The sequence below is a fragment of the Burkholderia contaminans genome, from assembly GCF_029633825.1.
In the GTDB taxonomy this organism is placed as follows: Bacteria; Pseudomonadota; Gammaproteobacteria; order Burkholderiales; family Burkholderiaceae; genus Burkholderia; species Burkholderia contaminans.
In genome coordinates, this window is record NZ_CP090640.1 from 1,842,604 (window position 1) to 1,867,306 (window position 24,703).

Below are 24,703 nucleotides of genomic sequence, written 5' to 3' on the forward strand. Positions count from 1 at the left end.
GGCGCCGCGCTTTTTTCATCGAGGCGCCGGCGAACGCATCGCCGGCACTTCCCCGGACGTCAGAACGAATGCTCTGGGCCGGGGAACGAACCGTCCTTCACCGCGCGCACGTACGCTTCGACGGCCGCCTGGATATTCGATTCGCCCTGCATGAAATCCTTCACGAAGCGCGGCCGTTTGCCGGGGAACACACCGAGCATGTCGTGCAGCACGAGCACCTGGCCCGAGCAGTCGGCGCCTGCGCCGATGCCGATCGTCGGCACGCGCAGCATGTGCGTGACTTCGGACCCGATCAGCGTCGGCACGGCTTCGAGCAGCACGACCTGCGCACCGGCCGCTTCGACCGCGCGCGCGTCGCGCAGCAGTTGCGCGGCGCCGGCTTCGGTCTTGCCTTGCACCTTGAAACCGCCGAACGCGTGCACCGACTGCGGCGTGAGGCCCACGTGCGCACACACGGGCACCGCGCGCTCCACGAGGAAGCGGATCGTCTCGGCGAGCCATTCACCGCCTTCCAGCTTGACCATCTGCGCCCCGGCGCGCATCAACTTGACGCTGCTCGCGAATGCCTCGGCCGGCGTGCCGTACGTGCCGAACGGCAGGTCGGCCATGATCAGCGCGCGCGGCTGCGCGCGGGCGACGCAGGCGGTGTGATACGCGATGTCGTCGAGCGACACGGGCAGCGTGGTCGAGTGGCCCTGCAGCACGTTGCCGAGCGAATCGCCGATCAGCAGCACGTCGACGCCCGAACGGTCGAGCAGTGCGGAAAAGCTCGCGTCGTAGCAGGTGAGCATTGCGATCTTCTCGCCGGCGTCGCGCATTGCCTGCAGCTTGGGCACCGTGACGGCAGGCCGGCTCGATTCCTGGAGATAGGTCATGGGAAATCCGGTTCGAATGGGTGAGGAACGACAGGCGAGGACGCGTCAGCGCGTCGTCTCGCCCTTGACGAAGAATTCCTTGCGGCCGCGCATCGTCTCGATGCGCTCGACCAGCAGGGCGAGATCTTCGGGGGAATCCAGCGGGTTCAGGTGTTCGGCCGCGACCGTCAGCACCGGCGTGCGATCGTAGTGGTAGAAGAATTCGTTGTACGCGTCGACGAGCGAGCGCAGGTACGCATCGCTGATCTGCAGTTCCATCGGCAGCCCGCGCTTCTGGATGCGCGAGAACAGCACTTCCGGGCTCGCCTGCAGGTAGACGACGAGGTCGGGCGACGGCGCCTGCGGCACGTCGACGTGCGTCGCGACCGAGCGATAGAGCTGCCACTCGTCTTCCGGCAGGTTCAGCCGCGCGAAGATGTCGTTCTTCTGCGGCATGAAATCGGCGATGACCGGGCGGCCCGTTTCGAGCGCACCGATCAGCTCGCGAGCCTGCTGCGCGCGCTGCAGCGCGAACGACAGCTGCACGGGCAGCGCGTAGCGCGCGGTGTCGCGATAGAAGCGTTCGAGGAACGGGTTGTCCTGCGGGCGCTCGAGCAGCGTCTGCATCGACCAGCGTTCGCCGAGCAGGCGCGCGAGCGTCGTCTTGCCGACGCCGATCGGGCCTTCGATCACGAGATAGCGATGCGGGGCGCGCAGGTCGGGCGCGGTGACGGTGAGGGGAGTCGGGGTCATCGGCAGCGGTTCTTGTCGGCGGCTTCGCTGGCAGCGAGCGCCTTCTGCATCAGGCACTGGCAGGTCTGCACCTTCTCGACGCGCTGGTCCGCGACGGCGGCGAGGAAGGCATCGGCCCGGCCGCGCGCGGGGATGTCGAGTGCCGGCTCGATCTCGACGAGCGGCACGAGTGCGAACGCACGGTCGGTGAGGCGCGGATGCGGGACGATCAGGTCGGGCTCGTCGATCGAATCGTCGCCGAACAGCAGGATGTCGAGATCGAGCGTGCGCGGCGCGTTGCGATACGGGCGCTCGCGGCCGAAGTGATGTTCGATCTTCTGGCACAGCGCGAGCAGCTCGCGGGCCGACAGCGTCGTGTCGAGCTTGACGACGCAGTTGTAGTAGTCGTCGCCGCCCGCTTCGAAGGGCGCCGTGCGATACAGGCTCGATTTGCCGAGGATCGAGATGGTGCGCTGCTGCGCAAGGCACACCACCGCGTCCTTCAGGGTCTGGCGCGCATCGCCGAGATTCGCCCCCAGTCCGATATATGCAACCGTCATGGCATCACTTCCTACGTCGTTCGCCGGCGAGCGCGTCAGTCGTCGGAACCGCTCGCGGTATCGCCCGAGGCTTCCGGTGCCTGCTCGGCGGCACCTTCACCCGGCTTGCGGTTTCGCACGCCGCCGCGGCGGCGCCGCTTGCGGGGCGATTTTTCCTTCGTGCCGCCCTGCGTGAGCAATGCCTCGCGAGCGGCCGCGTCGCCTTCGATGAAATCCGTCCACCACTGTCCGACTTCCGCATCGAGCTCGCCGGATTCGCAGCGTAACAGGAGGAAATCATACCCCGCTCTAAACCTTTGGTGTTCCAGCAGCCGCATCGCGCTGCGGCCCGAGCGTTTCTCGAGGCGCAGCTGCAGGCCCCAGATCTCGCGCATGTCGGCCGAGTAACGCTTGTGGATCGCGAGTTTCTCGGTCTGCATGTCGAGCACGTCGTCCATCGCGCGATGGAGCGCCGGCACCGGGATTTCGCCTTCGGCCGTGTATTGCTCGAAGCGCTGGCGCATGTCGTGCCACAGCAGCGTCGCGAACAGGAAGCCCGGCGACACCGTCTTGCCGGCGCGCACGCGCGCGTCGGTGTTGTTCAGCGCGAGCGTGATGAACTTCTCGCCCTGCGGCTGTTCGAGCACGACGTCGAGCAGCGGCAGCAGCCCGTGGTGCAGGCCTTCCTTGCGCAGCTTCGTCAGGCACGCGAGCGCGTGGCCGGACAGCAGCAGCTTCAGCATTTCGTCGAACAGGCGCGCGGCCGGCACGTTGTTGATCAGGTCGGCGAGCGCGTTGATCGGTTCGCGCGTGTGCGGCTCGATCTCGAAACCGAGCTTGGCCGCAAAGCGCACGACGCGCAGCATCCGCACCGGATCCTCGCGGAACCGCGTGGCCGGATCGCCGATCATCCGCAACAGGCGGGCGCGCACATCGGCCATCCCGTCGTGGTAGTCGAGCACCGTCTGCGTCGACGGGTCGTAGTACATCGCGTTGATCGTGAAGTCGCGGCGCGCGGCGTCTTCGTGCTGCTCGCCCCACACGTTGTCGCGCAGCACGCGGCCGCTCGCGTCCACCGCATGCGTGCGGCGATCGAGTTCGTCGCGCTTCAGGCGCTTCGGCGGCTCGGCCGTGGCAGCAGCCGCCTCGGGCGGCGCGTCGACCAGCGCGCGGAACGTCGACACCTCGATCAGCTCCTGACCGAACTGCACGTGCACGATCTGGAAGCGGCGGCCGATCAGGCGCGCGCGACGGAACAGGCGCTGCACCTCGGTCGGCGTTGCGTCGGTCGCGACGTCGAAGTCCTTCGGCGCGATGCCGAGCAGCAGGTCGCGTACCGCACCGCCGACGATGAACGCACGGAAGCCCGCCTGCTGCAGCGTGTCGGTCACGCGTACGGCGTTCTTCGAGATCAGCGCCGGGTTGATGCCGTGCACGCTGGCCGGCACGACGGTTGGTTCATGGTTGCTGCGCGGTTTCTTCGCGCCGCCGCCGCGCGTGCCCTTCGGGGCGCGCGGGGTAGCAGGGGCCGCTTCTTCGGCCGGGGCCGTTGCGGGAGACGTTTGCTCGGTTTCGTCCTGGCCGAGCAGCTTGCGGATGAATTTTTTGATCACGACGTTCAGAAGAGATCGAGGATGCGCCAGCCGCGATTGCTTGCATGCGCACGCAGCGTGTCGTCAGGGTTGGTCGCGATCGGGTCGGTGACTTTCTCGAGCAACGGGATGTCGTTGTGCGAGTCGCTGTAGAAGTAGGTATGCGTGAAGTCGCTCCATTGCTTGCCGAGCGAAGCGAGCCACGCTTCGGTCCGCACGATCTTGCCTTCGCGATAGCTCGGCGTGCCGGTCGGCCGGCCCGTGTACGGCGAATCGGGATGCCCGTCGGTCGTTTCGACCTCGCAGGCGATCAGCGTGTCGACACCGAACGCGGTGGCGATCGGGCGCGTGATGAATTCGTTGGTCGCCGTCACCACGCAGCACAGGTCGCCTGCATCGAGGTGCTTGCGCACGAGTTCGAGCGCGGCGGGTGTCATTGCGGGCCGGATCACCTCGTGCATGTACTGCTCGTGCCATTCGGCCAGCTGCGCGCGCGAATACTTCGCGAGCGGCGTGAGCATCGCCGTGAGGTACGCGTGGATGTCGAGCTTGCCGGCCTTGTAGTCGGCGAAGAACTGATCGTTCTGACGCGAGAAGCTTTCCGCGTCGACGATGCCGAGCTTCACCATGAAGCGACCCCATTCGTGGTCGCTATCGGTCGGGATCAGCGTGTGATCGAGGTCAAAGAGTGCCAGATTAGTCATGGAAGCGCATTTTACTCGAAGCGGTTCGGGCCCGTGCCCGGTGGTGGGATGTCGTCGCCGGGACGCGCCAGCATGCGGCGCAGCAATGGCAGCGTGACGGCGCGTTTCTGCTCGAGCGAGAAGCGGTCGAGCGCGTCGAGCAGTGCCATCAGGCTCGGCATGTCGCGGCGGAAATGGGTCAGCAGGTAGGCGGCGATGTCGTCGGTGAGCGCGATCCCGCGCTCCTTCGCCGCGAGCTTGAGCACGGCGATCTTGCCGGCGTCGGACGGCGGCGACAGGTGGAACACGAGCCCCCAGCCGAGGCGCGTGCGGAGATCCTCGCGCACGTCGAGCGCGAGCGGCGCCGCGGGGCCTGCCGCGACGAACGCGCTCGACGGGTGCGCGCGCACTTCGTTGAACAGGTTGAACAGCGCGACCTGCTGCGTGTCGCTCATCTTGTCGCAGTCGTCGATCGCATAGATGCCGATGCGCGGATCGAACGTGAACGCGCCGAGCGGGCTCTGCGGCGTCAGGTAGCGCGCATAGCCGTACGACGCGTCGCTCACGAGCGCCTGCAGCAGATGGGTGCGGCCGCAGCCGGGCTCGCCCCAGATGTAGAACGACCGATCCGGCACGGGGCCCGCCGCGAGCGCGAGGTCGAGCTTCTGCAGGCGCGAGATGAGCTCGTCGTTCTCCTCGTTCATGATGAAGTTGTCGAACGTGGCGGGCGGCGGCGTGCCGAGATCGAGCGTCAGTTGACGGGACACAACAGTCACAATGCGGGTCGGTTGAAAATACGCGCGCCGTACGCCGGGCACGCGCCGGGGCTTGCGTCTTCACGGGCTTCACGCGCGGCCGCCCGCACGGCGCCACGCCGGTTTCGGCGCGGTTCGCTCGGCGATGAAAACGGGGACGTGTTGACCAAGATGCAATCCCTGACGATTCGGTGCTGGGAATTCCGGCCAACGGGCCGGCTTCGGGTAAAATCGCATTTTACCGACCTTCTCGCATTCCCCCATGAATCCTCCGAAATCCGCTCCCGACGCTCAGGGTCTGTCCTATCGCGACGCAGGTGTCGACATCGACGCGGGCGACGCACTCATCGACAAGATCAAGCCTTTTGCGAAGAAAACCCTGCGCGACGGCGTGCTCGGCGGCATCGGCGGGTTCGGCGCGCTGTTCGAAGTGCCGAAGAAGTACAAGGAGCCCGTGCTCGTGTCGGGCACCGACGGCGTGGGCACCAAGCTCAAGCTGGCATTTCATCTGAACAAACACGACACCGTCGGCCAGGATCTCGTCGCGATGAGCGTGAACGACATCCTCGTGCAGGGCGCCGAGCCGCTGTTCTTCCTCGATTATTTCGCGTGCGGCAAGCTCGACGTCGACACCGCTGCAACGGTCGTCAAGGGCATCGCGCAGGGTTGCGAACTGTCGGGCTGCGCGCTGATCGGCGGTGAAACGGCCGAAATGCCGGGCATGTACCCGGACGGCGAGTACGACCTGGCCGGCTTCGCGGTCGGCGCGGTCGAGAAGAGCAAGATCATCGACGGCAGCACGATCGCCGAAGGCGACGTGGTGCTGGGCCTCGCCTCGAGCGGCATCCACTCGAACGGCTTCTCGCTGGTGCGCAAGATCATCGAGCGCGCGAACCCCGACCTGTCGGCCGATTTCCACGGCCGCTCGCTGGCCGACGCGCTGATGGCGCCCACGCGCATCTACGTGAAGCCGCTGCTTGCGCTGATGCAGAAGCTGTCGGTGAAGGGCATGGCGCACATCACGGGCGGCGGTCTCGTCGAGAACATTCCGCGCGTGCTGCGCGAAGGCCTCACCGCCGAGCTCGACCAGAACGCGTGGCCGCTGCCGCCGCTGTTCAAGTGGCTGCAGGAGCACGGCGGTGTCGCCGATGCGGAAATGCACCGCGTGTTCAACTGCGGCATCGGCATGGCCGTGATCGTTTCGGCGGCCGATGCCGACGCAGCGATCGCCGACCTGACCGCCGCCGGCGAACAGGTGTGGAAGATCGGCACCGTGCGTGCGACCCGCGAAGGCGAGGCGCAGACGGTCGTGGTCTGACGCACTGCCTGCAGCAGATGCAGCAAGGAAAGCCGCCCGGAGTCGATCCGGGCGGTTTTTTTTCGGGCGTGGCGTGGCGTACGGGCGCGCGCCGACGAAGGAGGGACGACGATGACCGAAGACGAACGCGCGATCCGCGAGCTCGTGGACAACTGGTTCGTATCGAGCCGGCGCGGCGACCTGGCGACCGTGCTCGACCTGATCGCCGACGACGCGATCTTCATGGTGGCCGGCAAGCCGCCGTTCGACAAGGCGGCGTTTGCAGCCGCGTCGCGCGACGCGAACGCCAGCGGCGGTCACGCGCCGAAGATCGACGGCCGTTACCGGATCGACGAACTGCGCGTATTGGGCGACTGGGCGTACATGCGCAATTTCATCGAGATCGAGGCGACGCCGCCGGGCGGCGAGACGATCCGGCGGTCGGGCCATACGCTGACGATCTTCCGCAAGGCCGACGGCCGCTGGCAGCTCGTGCGCGACGCGAATCTGGTGACGCTCGCGCCGTGAGCGCGACGGTACCCGCTGGCGCTCATGCGGACGGCCGTGTCGCGCCCGCCGGCCGTGCACCGGCCAGCAGCGGCGGGACGAGGAGGTAAAGCAGTGCGGCCGCGGCCCAGACGAGCCCCGGCCACGTCGCGCGGGTCGCCGCATAGGTCGCGGTGACGACCAGCGGCCCCGCGACGCCGATCAGGCTCGCCACGCTCGCGAGCGCGCCTTGCAGTTCACCCTGGCGCGCATCGTCGACCTGTCGCGCGAGCATCGCCTGCAGTGCCGGCAGCGTCATGCCGCCCGCCGCGAACAGCGGCAGCAGCGCGAATGGCACCCACGCGGCGGTTGCGAACGCAATCGCCGCGAGCCCGATCGCGTCGCCCGCGAGGCCGAGTGCGAGTGCGCGGCGCTCGCCGAGCCGCGCGATCAGCGGACCGATCGCGAACGCCTGCGCGAGTGCGTGACACGCGCCATAGCCCGCCAGCGACAGCCCCGCGATCGGCGTCGACCAGCCGAAATGCTCCTGGCCATACAGGATCCACAGTGTCGCCGGCGCCTGCGACACCAGCGCCACGATCACGTAAATGCCGATCAGCGGTGCGAGCGCGGGCGCGCCGGTCAGCCGGCGCAGGCTGGCGAACGGGTTGAGCGCGCCGACCGCATGGCCTCCGCGGGCCGAACGCGGCCGTGACTCCGGCAGCGCGCGCCAGACCAGCACGAGGTTGAGCGCGTTGAGCGCGGCGGCCGCGACGAACGGTGCACGCAGGTGCAGCGCGCCGAGCAGGCCGCCGATCAGCGGGCCTGCGATGAAGCCGATGCCCATCATCGCGCCGAGCTGGCCGAAGCGTCGGGCGCGATCGGGTTCGGCGGTGACATCGGTGACGTAGGCAGTTGCGACCGCGACGTTCGCACCGGTGATGCCCGCGATCAGCCGCCCCACGTAAAGCCACGCGAGGGTCGGCGCGAGCGCCATCAGCAGGTAGTCGAGTGCGGCGCCCGCGAGCGACACGAGCAGGACGGGCCGGCGGCCGAAGCGGTCGCTCAGCGCGCCGAGCAGCGGGGCGCACAGGAACTGCGCGAACGCGTACAGCGCGAGCAGGATCCCGTAATGGGTGTCGGTGCTGCCTGCGTCGGCGAGCGAGCGCAGCAGCCCGGGCAGGATCGGCATCACGATCCCGACGCCGATCGCGTCGAGCAGAACCGTGGCCAGGATGGCAATCAGGGATGGATTCAAGAGCGTGACTCTATCGGTGATAGAGTGGCGATTATTCCACAGCTTTCCCTATCGGTGATAGAGATGAAGGACACAGGGGCGCGGCTGACGCGCGACACGGTATTGCGCGCGGCGCTCGAACTGCTCGACGAAGTCGGCATCGACGGGCTGTCGACGCGCAAGCTCGCCGAGCGGCTCGGCGTGCAGTCGCCGACGCTTTACTGGCATTTCAAGAACAAGGGTGAACTGCTCGACGCGATGGCGGAGGCGATCATGCTCGAGCGTCACGATGCATCGCTGCCGCGGCCGGGCGAAGCGTGGGATGCGTGGCTTCTGGACAACGCGCGCAGTTTCCGGCGCGCGCTGCTGGCCTATCGCGACGGCGCGCGCCTGCATGCCGGTACGCGGCCACGTGCGCTGCATTTCGGCTCGATCGAGCGCAAGGTCGCGCTGCTCGGCGACGCGGGTTTCGCGCCGGACGAGGCGGTCGACGTGATGTATGCGCTGGGCCGCTTCGTGGTCGGATGGGTGCTGGAAGAGCAGGCGGAACCGGACGGCGACGCCGATGCGCCGCTGCCGGACCCGGCCGAATACCCGTTGCTCGCCAAGGGCTGGGCCGCGCTGCGCGAGCGCAGCGGCGACGAGGCGTTCGAGCGTGGTGTCGCGTGGATCGTCGACGGCGCGCGCGCACGCCTCGCAGCGCGCAGGCGCGGCTGACGCGGTCAGCCTGGCGGCTTGCCGTCGAGCACGCGTTCGAGCGCGTCGAGTGCGCGGGCCGTCGAGTCCGGCGCGATGCAGTCGACGACGATCCGCTCCGGCATCGCGCGCAGCCAGGTGATCTGGCGCTTGCAGAGCTGGCGCGTCGCGAAGATCCCCTTGTCGCGCATCGTCCGGTAGTCGGTGTCGCCGTCGAGGAATTCCCACGCCTGCCGGTAGCCGACGCAGCGCATCGACGGCAGGTCGGGATGGAGGTCCTCGCGACGGCGCAGCCGCTCCACTTCGTCGATGAAGCCCGCGTCGAGCATTGCGTCGAAGCGCTGCGCGATCCGTTTGTGCAGTACCGCGCGATCCGACGGTTCGAGCGCGACCGGCACGAAGCGGTAAGCTGCGGCCGCATCGTCCGTGCGGCGCGGTGCGGCGAGCAGCACCGACATCGGCTGCCCGCTCAGCATGAACACTTCGAGCGCCCGCTGGATCCGCTGCGAATCGTTCGGCGCGAGCCGCGCGGCCGTGTCGGGATCGACCTGTGCGAGCCGCGCGTGCAGCGCGGGCCAGCCATCGCGCTCGGCTTCGGCATCGAGCGTCGCGCGCACGTCCGGATCGGCGCCCGGCAGGTCGTTGAGCCCCTGCGTCAGCGCCTTGTAGTACAGCATCGTGCCGCCCGCGAGCAGCGGCGTGCGGCCGCGCGCGGTGATCTCGCCGATCAGGCGCAGCGTGTCCGCGCGGAAGCTCGCGGCCGAATACGCGTCGGCCGGATCGATGATGTCGATCAGGTGATGCGGCACGCTCGCGCGCTCGTCGAGCGACGGTTTCGCGGTGCCGATATCCATGTCGCGGTAGACGAGCGCCGAATCGACACTGACGATCTCGATCGGGCGGCGCGCGGCGAGCGCCAGCGCCGCGGCCGTCTTTCCCGAGGCGGTGGGGCCGAGCAGGCAGGCGATCGTCGTCGGGCTGGGGTTGGCGTGCGGTGCTGCGCTCATTGGCCGCGCATGAAGAGGCGGTCGAGATCGTTCAGCGTGAGCTGATACCACGTCGGCCGGCCGTGATTGCACTGGTCCGCGCGTTCGGTCGCTTCCATCTGCCGCAGCAGCGCGTTCATCTCGTCGAGCGTCAGGCGCCGGTTCGCGCGCACCGCGTGGTGACACGCGAGCGTGCCGAGCAGTTCGTGCTGACGCTCGGTGAGCACGCGCGAGCCGCCGAACGCGTGCAGGTCGGCGAGCACCGCGCGCGCGAGCGACTGCAGGTCGGCATCCTTCAGCAGCGCCGGCACCGCGCGGATCGCGAGCGTCGTCGGCGACAGCACCGCCAGGTCGAAGCCGAGCGATTCGAGCGTGTCGCGCTCTTCCTCGACCGTCCCGATCTCGACCGGCGTGGCCGTCATCGAGATCGGCAGCAGCAGCGCCTGCACGGCGACCGAGCGGTCGGCCAGCGCGTTCTTGAACTGTTCGTACAGGATCCGCTCGTGCGCCGCGTGCATGTCGACGATCACGAGGCCGTGTGCATTCTGCGCGAGCACGTAGATGCCGTGGATCTGGCCCAGCGCGAAGCCGAGCGGCTGCTCGTCGTGCGCGGTGGCGGTGATCGGCGATGCGGCGAAACCCGGCAGCGGCACGATCGGCGCGTCGGCCGAATTGCGGGCGAGGGTCGTCGTGCCGTCCGGCGTGCCGGCGCCCGTGTCCTTGCGGCCGAACAGCGCGTCATAGAGCGCGAGCGGCTGCGCGACGGGCAGCGTGCCCTGGGTCATCCGCGCCTGGCGCATCCACGTGTTGCCCGACGACGGGGACGACGACGGCGACGAGAAGCCGCTACCGCCGCTGCCGGTTGCCTGGCCCTGGCTCTGCCCGAGCGGTGTGTCCAGGAATGAAGCGGGCCCGCGCGGTGCCGGTGAGAGTTGCGCGGCATGGCCGCCCGCCGTGGTTTCCGGCGACGCGCCCGCGTGGCGCGCCAACGCGCGCTGGACCGCATGGAAAACATATTGGTGGATCGAGCGCGAATCGCGGAAGCGCACCTCGATCTTCGACGGGTGCACGTTCACGTCGACGGCTTCGGGCGGCAGGTCAAGAAACAGCACATACGACGGGTAGCGGTCGCCGTGCAGCACGTCCTCGTAGGCCGCGCGCACTGCGTGCGTCAGCAGCTTGTCGCGCACGAAGCGGCCGTTGACGAAGAAGTATTGCTGGTCGGCGCGCCCGCGGCTCGCGGTCGGCAGGCCTGCGCAGCCATAGACCGCGAGCGGGCCGGCCTGCTCGTCGAGCGGAAGGTGCGCGGTCGCGAAGCTGTCGCCGAGGATCTTCGCGACGCGCTGTGCCGGCTCGGTCGCATTCCAGTGCTCGACCGCCTTGCCGTTGTGCAGCACCGAGATCGCGACGTCCGGCCGCGCGAGCGCTGCGCGGCGGATCATTTCCAGGCAGTGGCCGAACTCGGTCTGTTCGCTCTTCAGGAACTTGCGGCGCGCGGGCGTGTTGAAGTACAGCTCGCGGACCTCGATCGTCGTGCCGGTTGCGCCGGCGGCCGGCGACAGCACGCCCGTCTGCGCGTCGATCTTCATCGCGTGCGCGGCATCGGCCGTCCGGCTCGTGATCGACATCTCGGCGACCGACGCGATCGACGCGAGCGCTTCGCCGCGGAACCCGAGCGTGGCCACCGCCTCGAGCTCCTCGAGCGAGCGGATCTTGCTGGTGGCATGGCGCATCAGGGCGAGCGCCAGCTCGTCCGGCGGAATCCCGCAGCCGTCGTCGGTGATCGAGATGCGCTTGACGCCGCCTTCTTCCAGCACGATGCGCAGCGTGCTGGCGCCGGCGTCCATCGCGTTTTCGAGCAGCTCCTTGACGACCGACGCCGGGCGTTCGACGACCTCGCCGGCGGCGATCTGGCTGATTAGCTGGTCGGGCAGGGGCTGGATCGCGCGCAGCGGGCGCGGAGCAGGGGCGGGCGCGGCGCCCGCGGCCGTTTCGGTGATATCGGACATGGCCGAATTATAGCGAGGCGGCGAATGCGTGCCGGGGCGACCGGCGGTTACGTTTTTTCACGGAGCCTTAAGGTAGTTTCGGTATCATGGGTCCGTAACACGCCCGGCCTTGACCGGTGGGCGCTTCAGCCTTTTCGGCCGTTCCGGCCCTATCGCCTTCGAGGAATCGCATTTGGATACGCTGCTTCATTTCGTCAACCTTGTCCTGCATATCGACGCCTTCCTCGGCGATTTCATCCGGCAGTACGGTGCGTGGGTCTATCTCGTGCTGTTCCTGATCGTGTTCTGCGAGACGGGGCTCGTCGTGTTCCCGTTCCTGCCCGGCGATTCGCTGCTGTTCATCGGCGGCGCGTTCGCGGCGACGGGCGAGATGAATGTCGGCCTGCTGATCGTGCTGCTGCTCGTCGCGGCGATTTCCGGCAACACCGTGAACTACCTGATCGGCCGCTGGATCGGCCCGAAGGTGTTCAATACGCATATCCCGGTGCTCGAGCGCTTCCTCGATCGCGCCGCGCTGCAGAAGACCCACTCGTTCTACGACAAGCACGGCGGCAAGACGATCGTGCTCGCGCGCTTCATTCCGGTCGTGCGCACGTTCGCGCCGTTCGTCGCGGGTGCATCGTCGATGAGCGCCGCGCGTTTCCAGCTTTTCAACGTGATCGGTGCGCTGGTGTGGGTGCTGCTGCTCGTGCTGCTCGGCTATTTCTTCGGCAACATCCCGTTCATCCGCCAGTACCTGAACGTGATCGTGCTGGTCGGGATCGGGGCGGCGGTCGTGCCGGTCGCGCTTGGCGCGGTGTGGAAGCTGGTGCGCGGGAAGCAGTCGGATAATGTGCCGAAGGCGGGTGGGCGCTGAGCGGGCGCTTCGTTTTTAGGGCAATGAAAAAGCGTGGCGGGTGCCACGCTTTTTTCGTCCGGCGGCGTCGTTACGCGTTGTGGGGCAAGATCGGCGCTTCGGGTGCCGGTTCAAGGCCGGGTACGGCGTGAACCGGGGAATGTCGCGGTTACGACGCTGCGCGGCCGTAGGTGTCTTCGAATCGGACGATGTCGTCCTCGCCGAGATACGAGCCAGACTGGACTTCGATCAGTTCGAGCGAAATCTTGCCGGGGTTTCTTAGCCGATGTTGGGTGCCGAGGGGGGATGTACGTCGACTGATTCTCGGTAAGGATGATTTCTGCATCGCCGTTCGTCACAAGCCCCGTGCCCTTCACGACAATCCAATGTTCAGCACGGTGATGATGCATCTGCAGGCTCAGTTGTGCTCCAGGAGCGATGATGATCCGCTTGACCTGGAAGCGATCGCCGGCATCTATGCTTTCATAGGAGCCCCACGGCCGTGGGACACGACGGTGCGTGACGGATGCGAGCCGTCCCGAACGATACAGTTGTTCGACAACCTTCTTTACGTCCTGCTGTGGAAAAAGGTGCGGGATATTGCGAGTCGGGTGGAACGTCGTCGCATTCAGGCGCGAATAGTTTCGGGCAATGGTTTGAATGCGTTGTGCTGCGGTTTTCGGCAACTGGCTAACGGCTGCTTTGGGAGTGAGATTTCTACTTGCGATGTCAATTTCCAGTAGAGAGGAGAGCACGGGAGGGCGCGTCCCACTAGCGTATCGATCGACAAGACTCCGTCTCGTCAGGGTAAGAGCACGGGGTCGTCGTTAGCAAAGAGTGGTATTCCGTCGGTGCGAGAGTCTTGCCGCACCGCAATGCGTCGGACTAGCAAGGGAGTACTGCATGTACAGCTCGTCGCCTGTTTCGTATCGAGCCGTTTCTGATAGTGTTTTGCGGGACGGGGCTAGTCGCGCTCCTGCTCCTGCCCGGCGATTCGCCGCTGTTCATCGGCGGCGCGTTCGCGGCGACGGGCGAAATGAACGTCGGCCTGCTGCTCGTCGTGATGATCTCTGGCAGCATGGGTCTCGTCGGCCCCGTCATGTTGACATGCGGGGATCGTCTTGCGCGGTGAAGGGCCGTTCCTTGCCACTCACCTAACTCTGGTATGACCAAGAGATCATGCTCCGACCACCTTCCAAGATTGCTCGGAGGTGGCCTATTGACGAGTGCTCGCTTGTTACAACGGACCCTGCATCGTTACCTAAGCAAAGAGTGATAGGTTATTTGTGGCGCAGTAGCGTGTGCAGTTTTCGGATTGGGTCTGTAATTCGCCATGAGGCTGATGTAAGGATCTCGTCGATCATTGCACTCTTTTTAGTCAATTCCGAGGCCAAGCGATCCCGTTCGCCTATAGCTGCTTTCAGTTGTTGCAGATGTGCGCGTTGCATGTCCGAGACCAGACTCTCTTGCTGGCGGCGACCTTCCTCTAACTCCTGTTCCATCTGGACCCGATGTGAGCCTTCTCGCGCGGCTTGTTCCCTCCAGTGATCACGGTCCCGGATGTTTTCTTCCAGCCTCTGTTCCATATTGACGATAGTGGATCTCAAGTCGGAGATCGCACGATCCGTTTCGGCAATGGCTTCTTCCAGTTGCTGCAGGTGCACGCGTTGCATACTTGAGACCACGCTTTTGTGCTGGCGGCGAACTTCTTCCAATTCCTGTTCGATCAGGGCACGATGCGCCGCGTTTTGCGCGGCCTGTTCCTTCCAGTGGTCACGATCCCGGATGTTCTCTTCCAGTCTCTGTTCCATGTTAACGATAGCGGATCTCAAGTCAGAGATCGCACGATCCCGTTCGCCAATGGCTTCTGCCTGCTGTCGCAGATGCCCGCGCTGCAAATCCGAGACCAGGCTCTCATGCTGACGGCGACTGTCCTCCAATTCCTGTTCCATCAGGACTCGCCGCGAGCCCTCTTGTGCGGTCTGTTCCTTCCAGTAGTCGCGGTCCTGGATGTTTTCTTCCAGCCGCTGCTCCAAAGCTACGACGGTAGATTTCAAATCGGAGATCGCACAATCCCGTTCGTCGATCGCGTGTTCCAGTTGCTGCAGATGCGCGCGTTGCATGTCTGAGACTAAACTCTCGTGCTGGCGGCGACATTCCTCCAATTCCTGTTCGATCCGGACTCGATGCGAGCCCTCTTGTGCGGCTTGCTCCCTCCAGTGATCACAGTCCTGGAGTTTCTTTTCCAGCCTGTTCTCCACATCGAGGATGGCGGATCTCAACTCTGAGATCGTGCGATCCCGTTCGCTGATGGCTTCTTCCAGTTGCTGCTGATGCGCACGTTGCATGTCTGAGACCAGACTCTCGTGCTGGAGGCGACCCTCCTCCAATTCCTGCGCCATCCGGACTCGATGCGAGCCCTCCTGCGCGACCTGTTCCTTACAGTGATCACGATCCCTGATGCTTTCTTCCAGCCTGTGCTCCACATCGACGATCATGGATTTCAGGGTTTCCGCTTCCGTACGATATATTTCGCGATCACGCCGTGCGTTGGTTATTTCTCGGTGAAGTGCGACCCGATCAAGTGCGTCAAAATTCGGGAAGAGGTCGCCCTTCGAGATGGTCGTCGAACTCGCGAGCTCGCCACCGATCCTGACTTTGTCAGGCCGAGCAGTTTGGGCGTGCGCGAGCATTGCTGTAGAAAGATCGACCCCATTCAGGATCGGTCGCAATTGTTCGTAGAGGTATTCCCCGTCGGTGATGAAGCGAGGGAACTCCATAAAGAGTAGCGGTATGCGCTTCTTTACGCAGGCATGGATAACACGGTGGAATCCCATCGACAGTAGGCGTGCCTGATCGATAGGGTTCAACGAATAGACAACGCCTCCCGGTGTAGATCCCCACGTATGCCAGCGCGTCAATTCGCTGGGAAGTCCTTCATTTCCGAGACGCGCACGCAATTCGTTTACTACTCTGCTCGTAGCTGCCTCGACAAGATCCCGCATGGGGATGATGACGGCGTCAACTTGGATATCGTCGCGCGCCAGCAGTTCGTCGACAAATTCGTAAAGCCATGGAGACTTGATGACGTAGGGAAGATTGGCGTCGCCTGTCGGAAAATCCTCAAGCCCGGCGTTGGCATTCTCATCGAGCCGATCTTCAGGATTTCTCGCGAGGTGCGTATCGAGGCCGCACGCCGTGAGGTATTGGACCAGAAAGCTTGTACCGGCACGACCGGTGCCGGCGATGAGAAGGTGGTGTTTCAATTTCTGTAAGGTACCGTAAGTGAGGCGGTGATAGCCAACTCTACGTCTGCGGCTGCGGTCGTTTTCCAGCGCCTTGCGGCGACTGACACGTCATTCTTTGCCCCGGAGTCTCACTTCATAAGCCAAGGAACAAGGTTCAGGGGCGGCTGAGGAAGTATCGCCCCTTCTCTCGGATAACGACGGGTTTGACCTCAAACTGAAGTGGTTGCGTCGAGCAATTTTTATGCATCGACGGATTGCACCGTCAAGCCGTGCGATGCGAGACGGGCGTTTCAGGCGTCGGATACTGCGCGTCGCGGAACGTCTCGAGGATCACTCGGTTGGTGTCGCAGTACACCTGCCAGTAGTGCTCGGGTGCTGTGGACGGGCGCACGAACAACAGTGGGCCTTCCGGCGTGAACTGCAGCACGCCGACATCCGGCGCCGGGGCGGTCAGCACGTTCGGGATCTGCTGGATCGACGTCTTCAGGCGGTTGATCGCGTCGACTGCGTCGACGCCGTTCGCGATCTTCGCGGTCAGGTCGACGCGACGGTACGACGTCGCGCTGTAGTTGGCGATGTTGTCCGAGAAGATCTTGTTGTTGCCGACGATCGTCACGATGTTGTCGGCGGTGACGATCGTCGTGCCGAACAGGCCGAGTTCCTTGACCGTGCCCGTGACGCCGCCTGCGTTGATCACGTCGCCGATCTTGAACGGGCGCAGCACCTGCATGAACACACCTGCAGCGAAATGCGCGAGCAGGCCGCCCCAGGCGGTGCCGATCGCGAGGCCGAGACCGGCGAGCAGGGCAGCGAACGAGGTTGTTTGCACGCCGAAGATCTGCAAGATCGCGAGGATCAGCAGGATCGTCAGCAGTACGCCGACGACGGAGGTCAGGTAGTCGGTCAGTGTCGGGTCGACCTTGCCGCTGCGGCGCACGACCTTGCCGAGCAGGCGCGTGCCGATGCGGATCGCCCAGCGGCCGATGAACCACAACACGATCGCGGCGAGGAGGTTGAGGCCGAAGTCGAGACCGCGGGTCATCAGGAATTGCTGGGCGGTGGCGAGATCGATCATGCGTTCTCCGAAGTCAAAAGTAGAAAGGGCGGCGCATGCACCGGGTGGCGTTTTTATAACCTGACCAGCGCGTGCGCGGCAACCTGCTTTTGTGGAGTTTGACGCAGTGCAAAACGGGCAGTACGTATGAGTGTACTGCCCGTCGGTGGGTGGCCTTCTTTGCGGTTGGCACCTGGATTGGTTTGAGCGGGATGTGCCGTGCGACTCGGCAAAGACGACCGGTCATCGGCCAGCAAACGTGCAGACCCTCTTCAGCGGATCGCTCGGTCGTGAATGAATCGCCGCCCCTGCCACCCGGCATAACGTATTGCGTTGCGCGTCCAGCGTATTGCCTTGACGAGTGGGCGGACACGGTTTCCGCGTATTTTCTCGAGCGGCCGAGCTGCATCCGGCGCGAGTTGCCGGGCGATTGCTTCAGGTGTCGTGAACAGCGAGAGCCGCCAGTCCCAATAAATGGCGTAACGGAGCAGTACCCCCGCCGTCAGCATGTCGAGCGATAGGCGGCGTTCGCGCCACGGCTGTTCCAGCGCATCGTGCGTCAGTCCCCAGCCAGCATAAAAGGGCAGACCATAGGTATGGACTTCCTTCCCACGCATCAATGCATCGAAGCCGGCGAGCGACGAGAGCGTATGCAACTCGTCCGTCACGTCGATCAGCGAAATGAGATCCGCGTCCGCATCGACGATGTCCGCGAGGTGTTCTGCATCGACGAGCCCGGCGCGATTGCCGGACAGTACGTCCGGATGCGGTTTGTAAATGATGAATGCGTCCGGTCGGCGAGCACGCACTTCCTTTAACAAGGCTTCCGATGTGGCTATCGTGCCGGTTCCCAGTCGGATCGACGCGTCGTCCGCAACCTGGCCGGCGACGAGTACCACACGCTTGTCATGAGGGATGTGCCAAGTCGGCGCTTGGCGGCCGAGATTGTATTTCGTGAGGCCGAGCCGCACGATTTCCTGCCTGAGCGCTGCCGCGCGCCGCAATTCCGCTTCGTCGAACGTGGTCTGGTTAAGGATGACGGTCAGGTCGCTCGGACGACTCGCGTCGAAATACAGGCCGCGGCGGTCGATGACCTGGCTGCACGGTGGCGACATGTCGGAGCCGAGTCCTGTCGAATGGATAAAGCCGTCTTCGATCCGGACATGGGCGACGCCGGCGGGCAGGCCTTCGGCTGACCGCCCCCCCCATATCGCTGCGTGTTCGTCGGTGTGGGTGTCGCGCGGATCCGCGATCCAGCGCAATGTTCCGCCTCCTGCCGACAGGTAGGGCGTGGCGTAAGGCCGCTTCCACCACTGGAAGCGCACGCCGGCCACTTGGCGGAGATCCCCGTATCGGTCGGCTACGGCGTGCTGCAGCTCGACGCAGTCGAGTGCAGTATCGAGCGTGCCTTGTGTGCCGCGTGCCGGGTCAAGGTAGCGCGCGAGCTGCAGGAAAGCGGCATCGAATAACGCTAATACCGAGGGGCGTGCACGGCGCTCTGGCATGGCGGTGTGGTCCTGCGTCAGTCCCCAGCCTGCGTAGTAGGGGGTGCCGAACACGTGAACCGGGACGCCGGCCAGAAGCGCCGCCATCCCTTCAGACGCTCCCAGGACATGGACGGCGTCGGCGCGCCGCAGCACGTCCCGCAAGGAATGCGAGACGTCGAGAATCCTTGCATTCCCGTGCAGTTGCGTTTTCGTCGAAAGCCAGTTGCCAGCACCTGCATCGGCGGAGCGCAAGACCCAGATGTCTGCATCGGGGTGCGCAGCACATGCCGCATCCACCATCGCAGCAAAGTTTCGGTCGCGGAGCCTTGCCGGCGTACAAATGTCGACATACGACGTTTCGCGTTCATCGATCAGCACAACGCGCTCGGCACTGCCGGATTCGAGCCATGCCTCCGGCAATTCGGTCACCTGATGTCGAATGTGCAACGCGTCGCTATCGAGCACACGGCGCATCAGGTCGCGGCAGCGCTCGTCGGCGTCGGTGATGTGCGAGGCCTCGAGCACGCGCTCGAGTGCGGCGACCAGCCCGCCGCGCGCAACCAGATCCGATGGAACACAGAAACACGAAAGAGGCGGGGTATGTGCTGCGTGGCGGACGAAGACGGGGCCCGGGCATACCGGGTACACGGTACGTCCGATCGATGCAGAAGTTCGGGCAAGCGCGACGCCAAGCCACGAATCGATCCACACGAACGGCGACTTTCCGGTCAGCCAGCCGATCATGCGTTGGCCGCGTGCGATTGCACTTGCGTCGAAGGACCGGGGTTCGGACGTCATCGAGTGCTCGGTGGGTGCTGGAATCATTTACCGAAGCGAATCGAGGAAGCCATCGATGCGATCGAAGTGCTCGGCCCAGGTCGGCGCTTGAAAGCGCCCGATCCGCGTGAGCTGATTCGCACGCTCGCTGCTGTCCGAGTGAGCGTACTCGCGAATCCGTGCAAGCCATCCCGGCCCGTCGAGCGGGTCGAGATAATCTGGAATATCGGAAGCGATCTCGTGAAAGACCGGCAAGTCGCTGGCGAGCACGGGCACGCCCAGCATTAGCGCTTCGACGAGCGGCATCCCGTAGCCTTCGGCGAACGACGGGAAGACGAGCGATCGTGCATGCTGCAACCACGCATGCAGTCGTTCGTCGCTGCAATCCGATTCTTCGATGACCGCACCGCGAATCGTTGTGCAGCGCTCCAGCATATCGACGACGTTCTCGCATTCCCAGCCGCGTCGACCGATGACCACGAGCTTGGGGGCGGTTTCCCCCATCTGTTCGACCAGGCGCCGCCAGACGTGCAGGATGAACCAGTGGTTCTTGCGCGGCTCGATCGTACTGAGCATCACGAAGTACGGGCCATCGATCGGAGCCGGGCTCGGTGGATGAGGTTCCACGGCGGGTGCGAGTGGAGCGACGACGACCGGCGGCAGCGGCAGCGATGCTTGCCGGGCCTCGTTCGCCAATTCGTCGTAGGTCGCCTGTGAATTGCTGATCAGGCCACTCGCATGTCGGAGTGCTGTATGGATGCGGGCACGATGCGATGCGTCCACGCCAGGGCGGCAATACTCCGCATGCGTCAGCGGAATCAGATCGTGGACCATGAAGACCGAGCGCGCGTTGCGTTGCGCCATCGCTCGATAATATCGGGTGAACTCCATCCCGTTGTGACTTGTATGCAACAAAATTGCGCGATCGAATGTTGCCGATCGAAGCCCGTTTAGCAACGCGGAAGCAACTATTCTGCGCAGCGCCCATCGGTCTCGATCGGACGACAGCAGCAACGAGAATGTCTTCTGCGAGTCTTTTTCCGTTAAAACGACGGAAAAACCGCGTTCGCTCAGGACTGCGCGTGCACGGTCCCCATATCGACGGATGTAAGCCAGTCCAACTCTGTCTACCCCGGTGGGGATCAGGCCGTCATAAAATCGGGTGGCAAGACGAGTGACGTCTAGAAGTATTTGTGTCACGCAGGTGCAATGTGGTTGTGCGCGGAAATGAAAAATGTTTCCGTTTGCCGAAGCCTGACGGCTCATGCAACAATTCCGCCGGGTAATTCTATGGCATCTCGCATCGCGGGACAATTCGCGCGCGCGTCTATTGGTCAGCACAAATGCGGGGCATGCCAAACAATTAAAGCTTGATGTCAGATTTACCGATTCGTTCGCGCCCATGCGCGCGGCAGCAATGGACTATTGAGATCGCCCCTGTTTGTACCTGACCGGCTCGCTCCTGAGCCGGCTGAGGATTCGGCTGAGCGCAAGCCAGGGCCGCTGGACGGTGAAAAACCGAGGGAGCCTGAAGGGCGTCCATCGGGGTTTCGGACGCGCCATGCCGGTAATTTCCCGGTACATCTTACATTGTGCGGTAAAATCCGGCGGCCTTTGAATGACTGGATTGTTAAATGCAGAGTTTAAAATGCAGTGTATGGTTGGCTGCTGCCATTGGCGGCACCATTGGCTTGGCTGCGTGTGGATCCATTCCCACGTCCGGGCCGAGTCGTTCCGAGATTAATGCCAGTGGTGCCGGCACAAATCAAGTCAGTTCGCAAGGAATCCAGGTTGTTGATGTGACCGATCAGGTGGCGCGGCAACTCTATGCTGGCCGCAAAAGTACGGACTTTGCCGCGGCCTTAGGCGACAACTCGGCATTTCAGCAGCAGTTGGGTGTGGGTGACGTGGTGGAGGTGTCGATCTGGGAAGCACCGCCTGCGACTTTGTTTGGTGGTGGTACGGGTGACGCCCCGACGCCCAGTGGTGTACCAACTGGTGCGCGGCTGACCAAGTTGCCGACACAAGTGATCGACGGGAACGGCAACATTCATGTGCCGTTCGTTGGCGCCATCAAGGCAACGGGCCGTTCGCCAAGCCAGTTGCAAGCCTATATCGCAGCGCGTCTCAAGAATATCGCGCATGACCCACAGGTTCTGGTGCAACTGGCGCGAAACGAAACCTCATATGTCACCGTGGTGGGAGACGTATCGAGCAGCACGCGCATGCAACTGAGTGCGCGCGGCGAACGCGTGCTCGACGCGCTCGCCGCGGCAGGTGGCACGAAGCAGCCGATCAACAAGACCATGATTCAGGTGACGCGCGGGGAAACCGTCGCGTTGGAACCGCTCGAAACGGTGATCCGCGACCCGCGTCAGAATGTACCGCTGAAGGCAGGTGACGTTGTCACCGCACTGTTCCAGCCCTACAGCTTTACCGCGTTTGGTGCGACCGGCAAGAACGAGGAAATCAATTTCGAGGCGCAGGGCATTACGCTGGCGCAGGCGTTGGCGCGAGCGGGTGGCCTGCAAGACTCGCGTTCAGACGCACAGGGCGTATTCATTTTCCGGTTGGAAGATCAGCAGGCGCTGAAGTGGCCCAATCAGCCGGTACGAACGACGGCAAATGGCAAAGTCCCGGTTATCTATCACATTAATCTGAAGGACCCTGATTCGTTCTTCGTGGCGCAGAGTTTCATGATGGACAACAAGGACGTCCTCTATGTTTCCAATGCGCCGGTGGCCGAGTTGCAGAAAGTGCTGAACCTCGTGTTCTCCGTTGCCTACCCGATCGTGTCCGGTGTTCAGACGTTCAAATAACTATGAAATTTTTGAAGCGTATTAACCGTTTGTTTTTGATAACAGTCCTTATACCGACCGGTATCGCGATTATTTATTTTGGAATTATTGCTAGCGATGAGTATACGTCGGTCAGTAGTTTCTTGATTCGCAGCCCGCAACAAGCAAGTGTCTCAGGGTTGGGCGGGTTGCTGAAAGGCGTCGGGGGATTTTCTCAGCCGGAAGGAAGTGCCTACACGGTTCAGAAGTACATTCTCTCCCGTGATGCAATGATGGTGCTGAACAAAGAGCAAAAAATTAAGTCGGAGTTTCAAAGTGGCTCGATTGATTTGATTAACAGATTTTCTGTGTTTGGGTTGAATGATAGCCTGGAAGAATTCTATCTCTACTATGGAAAGAAAATCGTCGATGCAAAAGTCGATACCGACTCTCCGATTGTAACATTGAGCACCAATGCGTACGACGCACATCTCGCCTGGAGTATGAATAAGCGTCTGTTGGAGCTAAGTGAGCGGATTGTCAATCAAATGAACGCACGTGCCCGAGCAGATCTGATTAATACCGCCCAGCACGACGTCGACGTTGCCAAAGAAAATGATCGTATCGCTACATTGGCATTGGCACGGTATCGGAACAACGCAGGTGTCATCGATCCTGAGCGCCAATCCACAATTCCGTTGCAGCAGGTTGGAAAGCTTCAGGACGATTTGATTGCCACCCGTGTGCAGATTGCACAAATGGAACGGCTATCGCCGGCCAACCCTGGGCTGCCGACTCTGCGCGATCGTGCAAAGCTACTGCAACAAGCAATCGATCAAGTGAGCCAGCATGTTGCCGGTTCTCCGGGCGGTTCGTTGGCCAGCAAGGCCGCAGAGTTTCAGCGCCTGACGCTGGAGAAGGACGTTGCCGACAAAATTCTTGCCGGCGCTATAACTTTGTTGGATCAAGCCCGTGTTGAGGCAGAGCGGAAGCAACTCTATCTTGAGCGGATTTCCGAGCCTAGTCTGCCGGATCAGGCTATGAACCCGCGTCGCGGCCGCGCCATTCTCGCGACTTTCCTGCTCGGTTTGATTTTGTGGGGTGTGTTGACCATCGTGATCGGCGGGGTGAAAGAGCACTATGACCGCTGATTTCCGTCCGCCGACGTTCCGGGAGCAATTGGGAATCCAAGTCCGGGTCATCTGGGCGCTAGTCATGCGCGAGATGATCACTCGCTTTGGCAGAGAAGGGCTCGGCGTGCTATGGATGATGGCGGAGCCTGCTATGTTTGTGGTCGGTGTAATGATCATCTTTAGTCATACCGATACGCATGCAAAATATTCGGTGGCTGAATATTTGGCTGTCAGTTATCCGACGCTGTTGTTTTGGCGTAATACCACCGGGCGGTTAATAAAGGCTATTGAATACAATCGCACTTTGTTGCACTACAATCCGATTCGCCCGATCGATATTTTGTATTCGCGTATAATTTTGGAGTTTGCGGGTGGCACGGCTGCATTTATCGTATTGTATATAGTATTCGTGGTGGTTGGTATCTGTCAGCTTCCGGCCGATTTGCTTGACATGATCCTCGGATTCTTATTGATACTTTGGTTTTCGTTTAACTTCGTTTTGACCATGGTTGCGCTGTCTGAGCTAAGTGAGACGATCGAGAGGGTGTCGCACGTTATTCTTTATTTGATGTTGCCATTCACTGGGGTTTTTCTCCCTACGTACGTTCTGCCTCCGCAAATAGCTGAAATGTTGACGTATTTCCCTTTGGTGGATGCAGTTGAGTATTTCCATCATGGATATTATGGTTCGCGTATGTCGACGTTGTATTATCTTGATTACACGGTCATAGTGTTGGCGTTCTTTACACTCTTTTCGCTCTCGATGGCTCATTTTGCCATTCGGCGCGTGCAATTAAACTGAGGTTCAGTATGATTGAATTGCGCAATGTGCATAAGCGTTATCCGATCCATCACGGACGCTCGCATCGGGAGATACTCAAAGGCATCAATTTGCGTATTCAGGCGGGGGAGCGATGGGGAATTCTTGGGCGCAATGGTGCAGGGAAATCGACACTGATTCGTATTATTAGCGGCGCAGATCGCCCCCATTCTGGCGAAGTCATCAAGACAATGTCGGTGTCATGGCCATTGGCATTTGGCGGCACATTTCAAGGTAGCTTGACTGGTAAAGATAATGTGCGCTTGGTTTCTCGGGTTTACAACACGGATTATCGGAAAATGCTCGCGTTGGTCGAGGATTTTGCCGAGCTCGGTGGGTATCTCAATGAGCCAGTAAAGTCGTATTCGTCGGGGATGGCTTCGCGATTGGCGTTTGCTATTTCGATGTCGATCGAATTTGATTGCTTTTTGATCGATGAGGCTATGTCGGTTGGGGATCACCGTTTCCATCAGAAGTGCAATCACGAATTGTTTGAAAAGCGTGGCGATCGCGCAATGATTATTGTTGCGCACCAAACGGACTTGATTAGAAATCATTGCAGTCACGCGGCCGTTTTGGAGAATGGGGTTTTAAAGATATGCGAAACGGTAGATGAGGCGATTCAAATTTACGAATCGCTTTAGTGTGCATGATTGATTTTTTGAGATCCCGCTGCTTTCGGGATAAAACATACTAAGAAGGTGAG

General features: G+C 62.7%; 21 protein-coding genes and 1 pseudogene. 8 read left to right on the top strand and 14 right to left on the bottom strand.

What is annotated here, in order from left to right; all coding sequences use genetic code 11:
• Window positions 1-59: 59 nt before the first annotated feature.
• From panB to hda, 6 genes are read right to left on the bottom strand one after another with little or no spacing between them, the layout of a single operon-like run.
• On the bottom strand, window positions 60-875 hold the full coding sequence (gene panB, locus LXE91_RS08590) for a 3-methyl-2-oxobutanoate hydroxymethyltransferase (RefSeq protein ID WP_039361353.1): 816 nt from the start codon (window positions 873-875) through the stop codon (window positions 60-62).
• Window positions 876-920: 45 nt separating this feature from the next.
• On the bottom strand, window positions 921-1,607 hold the full coding sequence (locus LXE91_RS08595) for a deoxynucleoside kinase (protein WP_039361352.1): 687 nt from the start codon (window positions 1,605-1,607) through the stop codon (window positions 921-923).
• Complete coding sequence (gene folK, locus LXE91_RS08600) at window positions 1,604-2,146, bottom strand: 2-amino-4-hydroxy-6-hydroxymethyldihydropteridine diphosphokinase (protein WP_039361350.1); 543 nt, start codon at window positions 2,144-2,146, stop codon at window positions 1,604-1,606. Before folK ends, LXE91_RS08595 begins: the two co-directional genes overlap by 4 nt.
• Window positions 2,147-2,181: 35 nt before the next feature.
• Window positions 2,182-3,738, bottom strand: coding sequence for a polynucleotide adenylyltransferase PcnB (gene pcnB / locus LXE91_RS08605; protein ID WP_039361348.1), 1,557 nt, complete (start codon window positions 3,736-3,738; stop codon window positions 2,182-2,184).
• 5 nt (window positions 3,739-3,743) lie between these two features.
• Entirely contained in the window at window positions 3,744-4,421 is a 678-nt protein-coding gene (locus LXE91_RS08610) for a histidinol-phosphatase (RefSeq protein WP_039361346.1), read from the bottom strand.
• 11 nt (window positions 4,422-4,432) lie between these two features.
• On the bottom strand, window positions 4,433-5,167 hold the full coding sequence (hda, locus tag LXE91_RS08615) for a DnaA regulatory inactivator Hda (protein ID WP_039361344.1): 735 nt from the start codon (window positions 5,165-5,167) through the stop codon (window positions 4,433-4,435).
• Between the two features lie 250 nt (window positions 5,168-5,417).
• On the opposite strand from hda, the gene purM reads away from it, so the two are divergent.
• Entirely contained in the window at window positions 5,418-6,473 is a 1,056-nt protein-coding gene (gene purM / locus LXE91_RS08620; protein ID WP_006484927.1) for a phosphoribosylformylglycinamidine cyclo-ligase, read from the top strand.
• Window positions 6,474-6,584: 111 nt separating this feature from the next.
• Window positions 6,585-6,980 (top strand): YybH family protein, encoded by a 396-nt coding sequence (locus LXE91_RS08625; protein ID WP_039361342.1) that lies wholly within the window; start codon window positions 6,585-6,587, stop codon window positions 6,978-6,980.
• Between the two features lie 22 nt (window positions 6,981-7,002).
• Here LXE91_RS08625 and tet read toward each other — a convergent pair whose 3' ends face one another.
• Window positions 7,003-8,196 (bottom strand): Tet(A)/Tet(B)/Tet(C) family tetracycline efflux MFS transporter, encoded by a 1,194-nt coding sequence (gene tet, locus LXE91_RS08630; protein ID WP_039361340.1) that lies wholly within the window; start codon window positions 8,194-8,196, stop codon window positions 7,003-7,005.
• A gap of 63 nt (window positions 8,197-8,259) precedes the next feature.
• Between tet and tetR the strand changes: the two genes are divergently transcribed.
• Window positions 8,260-8,892, top strand: a complete 633-nt coding sequence (gene tetR / locus LXE91_RS08635) for a tetracycline resistance transcriptional repressor TetR (RefSeq protein WP_039361339.1) — start codon at window positions 8,260-8,262, stop codon at window positions 8,890-8,892.
• 5 nt (window positions 8,893-8,897) lie between these two features.
• Here tetR and miaA read toward each other — a convergent pair whose 3' ends face one another.
• Together miaA and mutL are read right to left on the bottom strand one after the other, a co-directional pair.
• Window positions 8,898-9,878, bottom strand: a complete 981-nt coding sequence (gene miaA, locus LXE91_RS08640; RefSeq protein WP_039361336.1) for a tRNA (adenosine(37)-N6)-dimethylallyltransferase MiaA — start codon at window positions 9,876-9,878, stop codon at window positions 8,898-8,900.
• On the bottom strand, window positions 9,875-11,866 hold the full coding sequence (mutL, locus tag LXE91_RS08645; protein WP_039361335.1) for a DNA mismatch repair endonuclease MutL: 1,992 nt from the start codon (window positions 11,864-11,866) through the stop codon (window positions 9,875-9,877). The genes miaA and mutL overlap by 4 nt, the downstream gene beginning before the upstream one ends.
• A 172-nt stretch (window positions 11,867-12,038) precedes the next feature.
• Between mutL and LXE91_RS08650 the strand changes: the two genes are divergently transcribed.
• Window positions 12,039-12,722 carry a DedA family protein gene (locus LXE91_RS08650; protein WP_039361333.1) on the top strand — a complete coding sequence of 228 codons (684 nt, stop codon included), beginning with the start codon at window positions 12,039-12,041 and terminating at the stop codon, window positions 12,720-12,722.
• Window positions 12,723-12,870: 148 nt separating this feature from the next.
• Here the strand turns inward: LXE91_RS08650 and LXE91_RS08655 are convergent.
• From LXE91_RS08655 to LXE91_RS08675, 5 genes and pseudogenes are all read right to left on the bottom strand, one after another.
• Window positions 12,871-13,285: pseudogene (locus LXE91_RS08655) on the bottom strand (cupin domain-containing protein); the annotation flags it as partial.
• Window positions 13,286-13,981: 696 nt separating this feature from the next.
• Window positions 13,982-15,967: a coiled-coil domain-containing protein gene (locus tag LXE91_RS08660; RefSeq protein WP_135370761.1), complete on the bottom strand. Its 1,986-nt coding sequence runs from the start codon at window positions 15,965-15,967 to the stop codon at window positions 13,982-13,984.
• Window positions 15,968-16,211: 244 nt separating this feature from the next.
• Complete coding sequence (locus tag LXE91_RS08665) at window positions 16,212-17,024, bottom strand: mechanosensitive ion channel family protein (protein ID WP_039361326.1); 813 nt, start codon at window positions 17,022-17,024, stop codon at window positions 16,212-16,214.
• A 251-nt stretch (window positions 17,025-17,275) separates the two neighbouring features.
• Complete coding sequence (locus LXE91_RS08670) at window positions 17,276-19,288, bottom strand: capsular polysaccharide biosynthesis protein (RefSeq protein WP_046196670.1); 2,013 nt, start codon at window positions 19,286-19,288, stop codon at window positions 17,276-17,278.
• A 27-nt stretch (window positions 19,289-19,315) separates the two neighbouring features.
• Complete coding sequence (locus LXE91_RS08675) at window positions 19,316-20,467, bottom strand: glycosyltransferase family 4 protein (protein ID WP_039361323.1); 1,152 nt, start codon at window positions 20,465-20,467, stop codon at window positions 19,316-19,318.
• Between the two features lie 434 nt (window positions 20,468-20,901).
• Here LXE91_RS08675 and LXE91_RS08680 point away from each other — a divergent pair, with 434 nt between their 5' ends.
• The 4 genes from LXE91_RS08680 to LXE91_RS08695 are packed head-to-tail and all read left to right on the top strand — an operon-like array spanning window position 20,902 to window position 24,641.
• The gene (locus LXE91_RS08680; RefSeq protein WP_039361321.1) at window positions 20,902-22,086 is read left to right on the top strand and encodes a polysaccharide biosynthesis/export family protein; all 1,185 of its coding nucleotides are present in this window, start codon (window positions 20,902-20,904) and stop codon (window positions 22,084-22,086) included.
• Between the two features lie 2 nt (window positions 22,087-22,088).
• Window positions 22,089-23,195 (top strand): KpsE/RkpR family capsule polysaccharide export protein, encoded by a 1,107-nt coding sequence (locus tag LXE91_RS08685; RefSeq protein WP_039361319.1) that lies wholly within the window; start codon window positions 22,089-22,091, stop codon window positions 23,193-23,195.
• Window positions 23,185-23,979: an ABC transporter permease gene (locus tag LXE91_RS08690; RefSeq protein WP_034200980.1), complete on the top strand. Its 795-nt coding sequence runs from the start codon at window positions 23,185-23,187 to the stop codon at window positions 23,977-23,979. Before LXE91_RS08685 ends, LXE91_RS08690 begins: the two co-directional genes overlap by 11 nt.
• Before the next feature lie 8 nt (window positions 23,980-23,987).
• The gene (locus LXE91_RS08695; RefSeq protein ID WP_039361315.1) at window positions 23,988-24,641 is read left to right on the top strand and encodes an ABC transporter ATP-binding protein; all 654 of its coding nucleotides are present in this window, start codon (window positions 23,988-23,990) and stop codon (window positions 24,639-24,641) included.
• The last annotated feature ends 62 nt before the right edge of the window (window positions 24,642-24,703 follow it).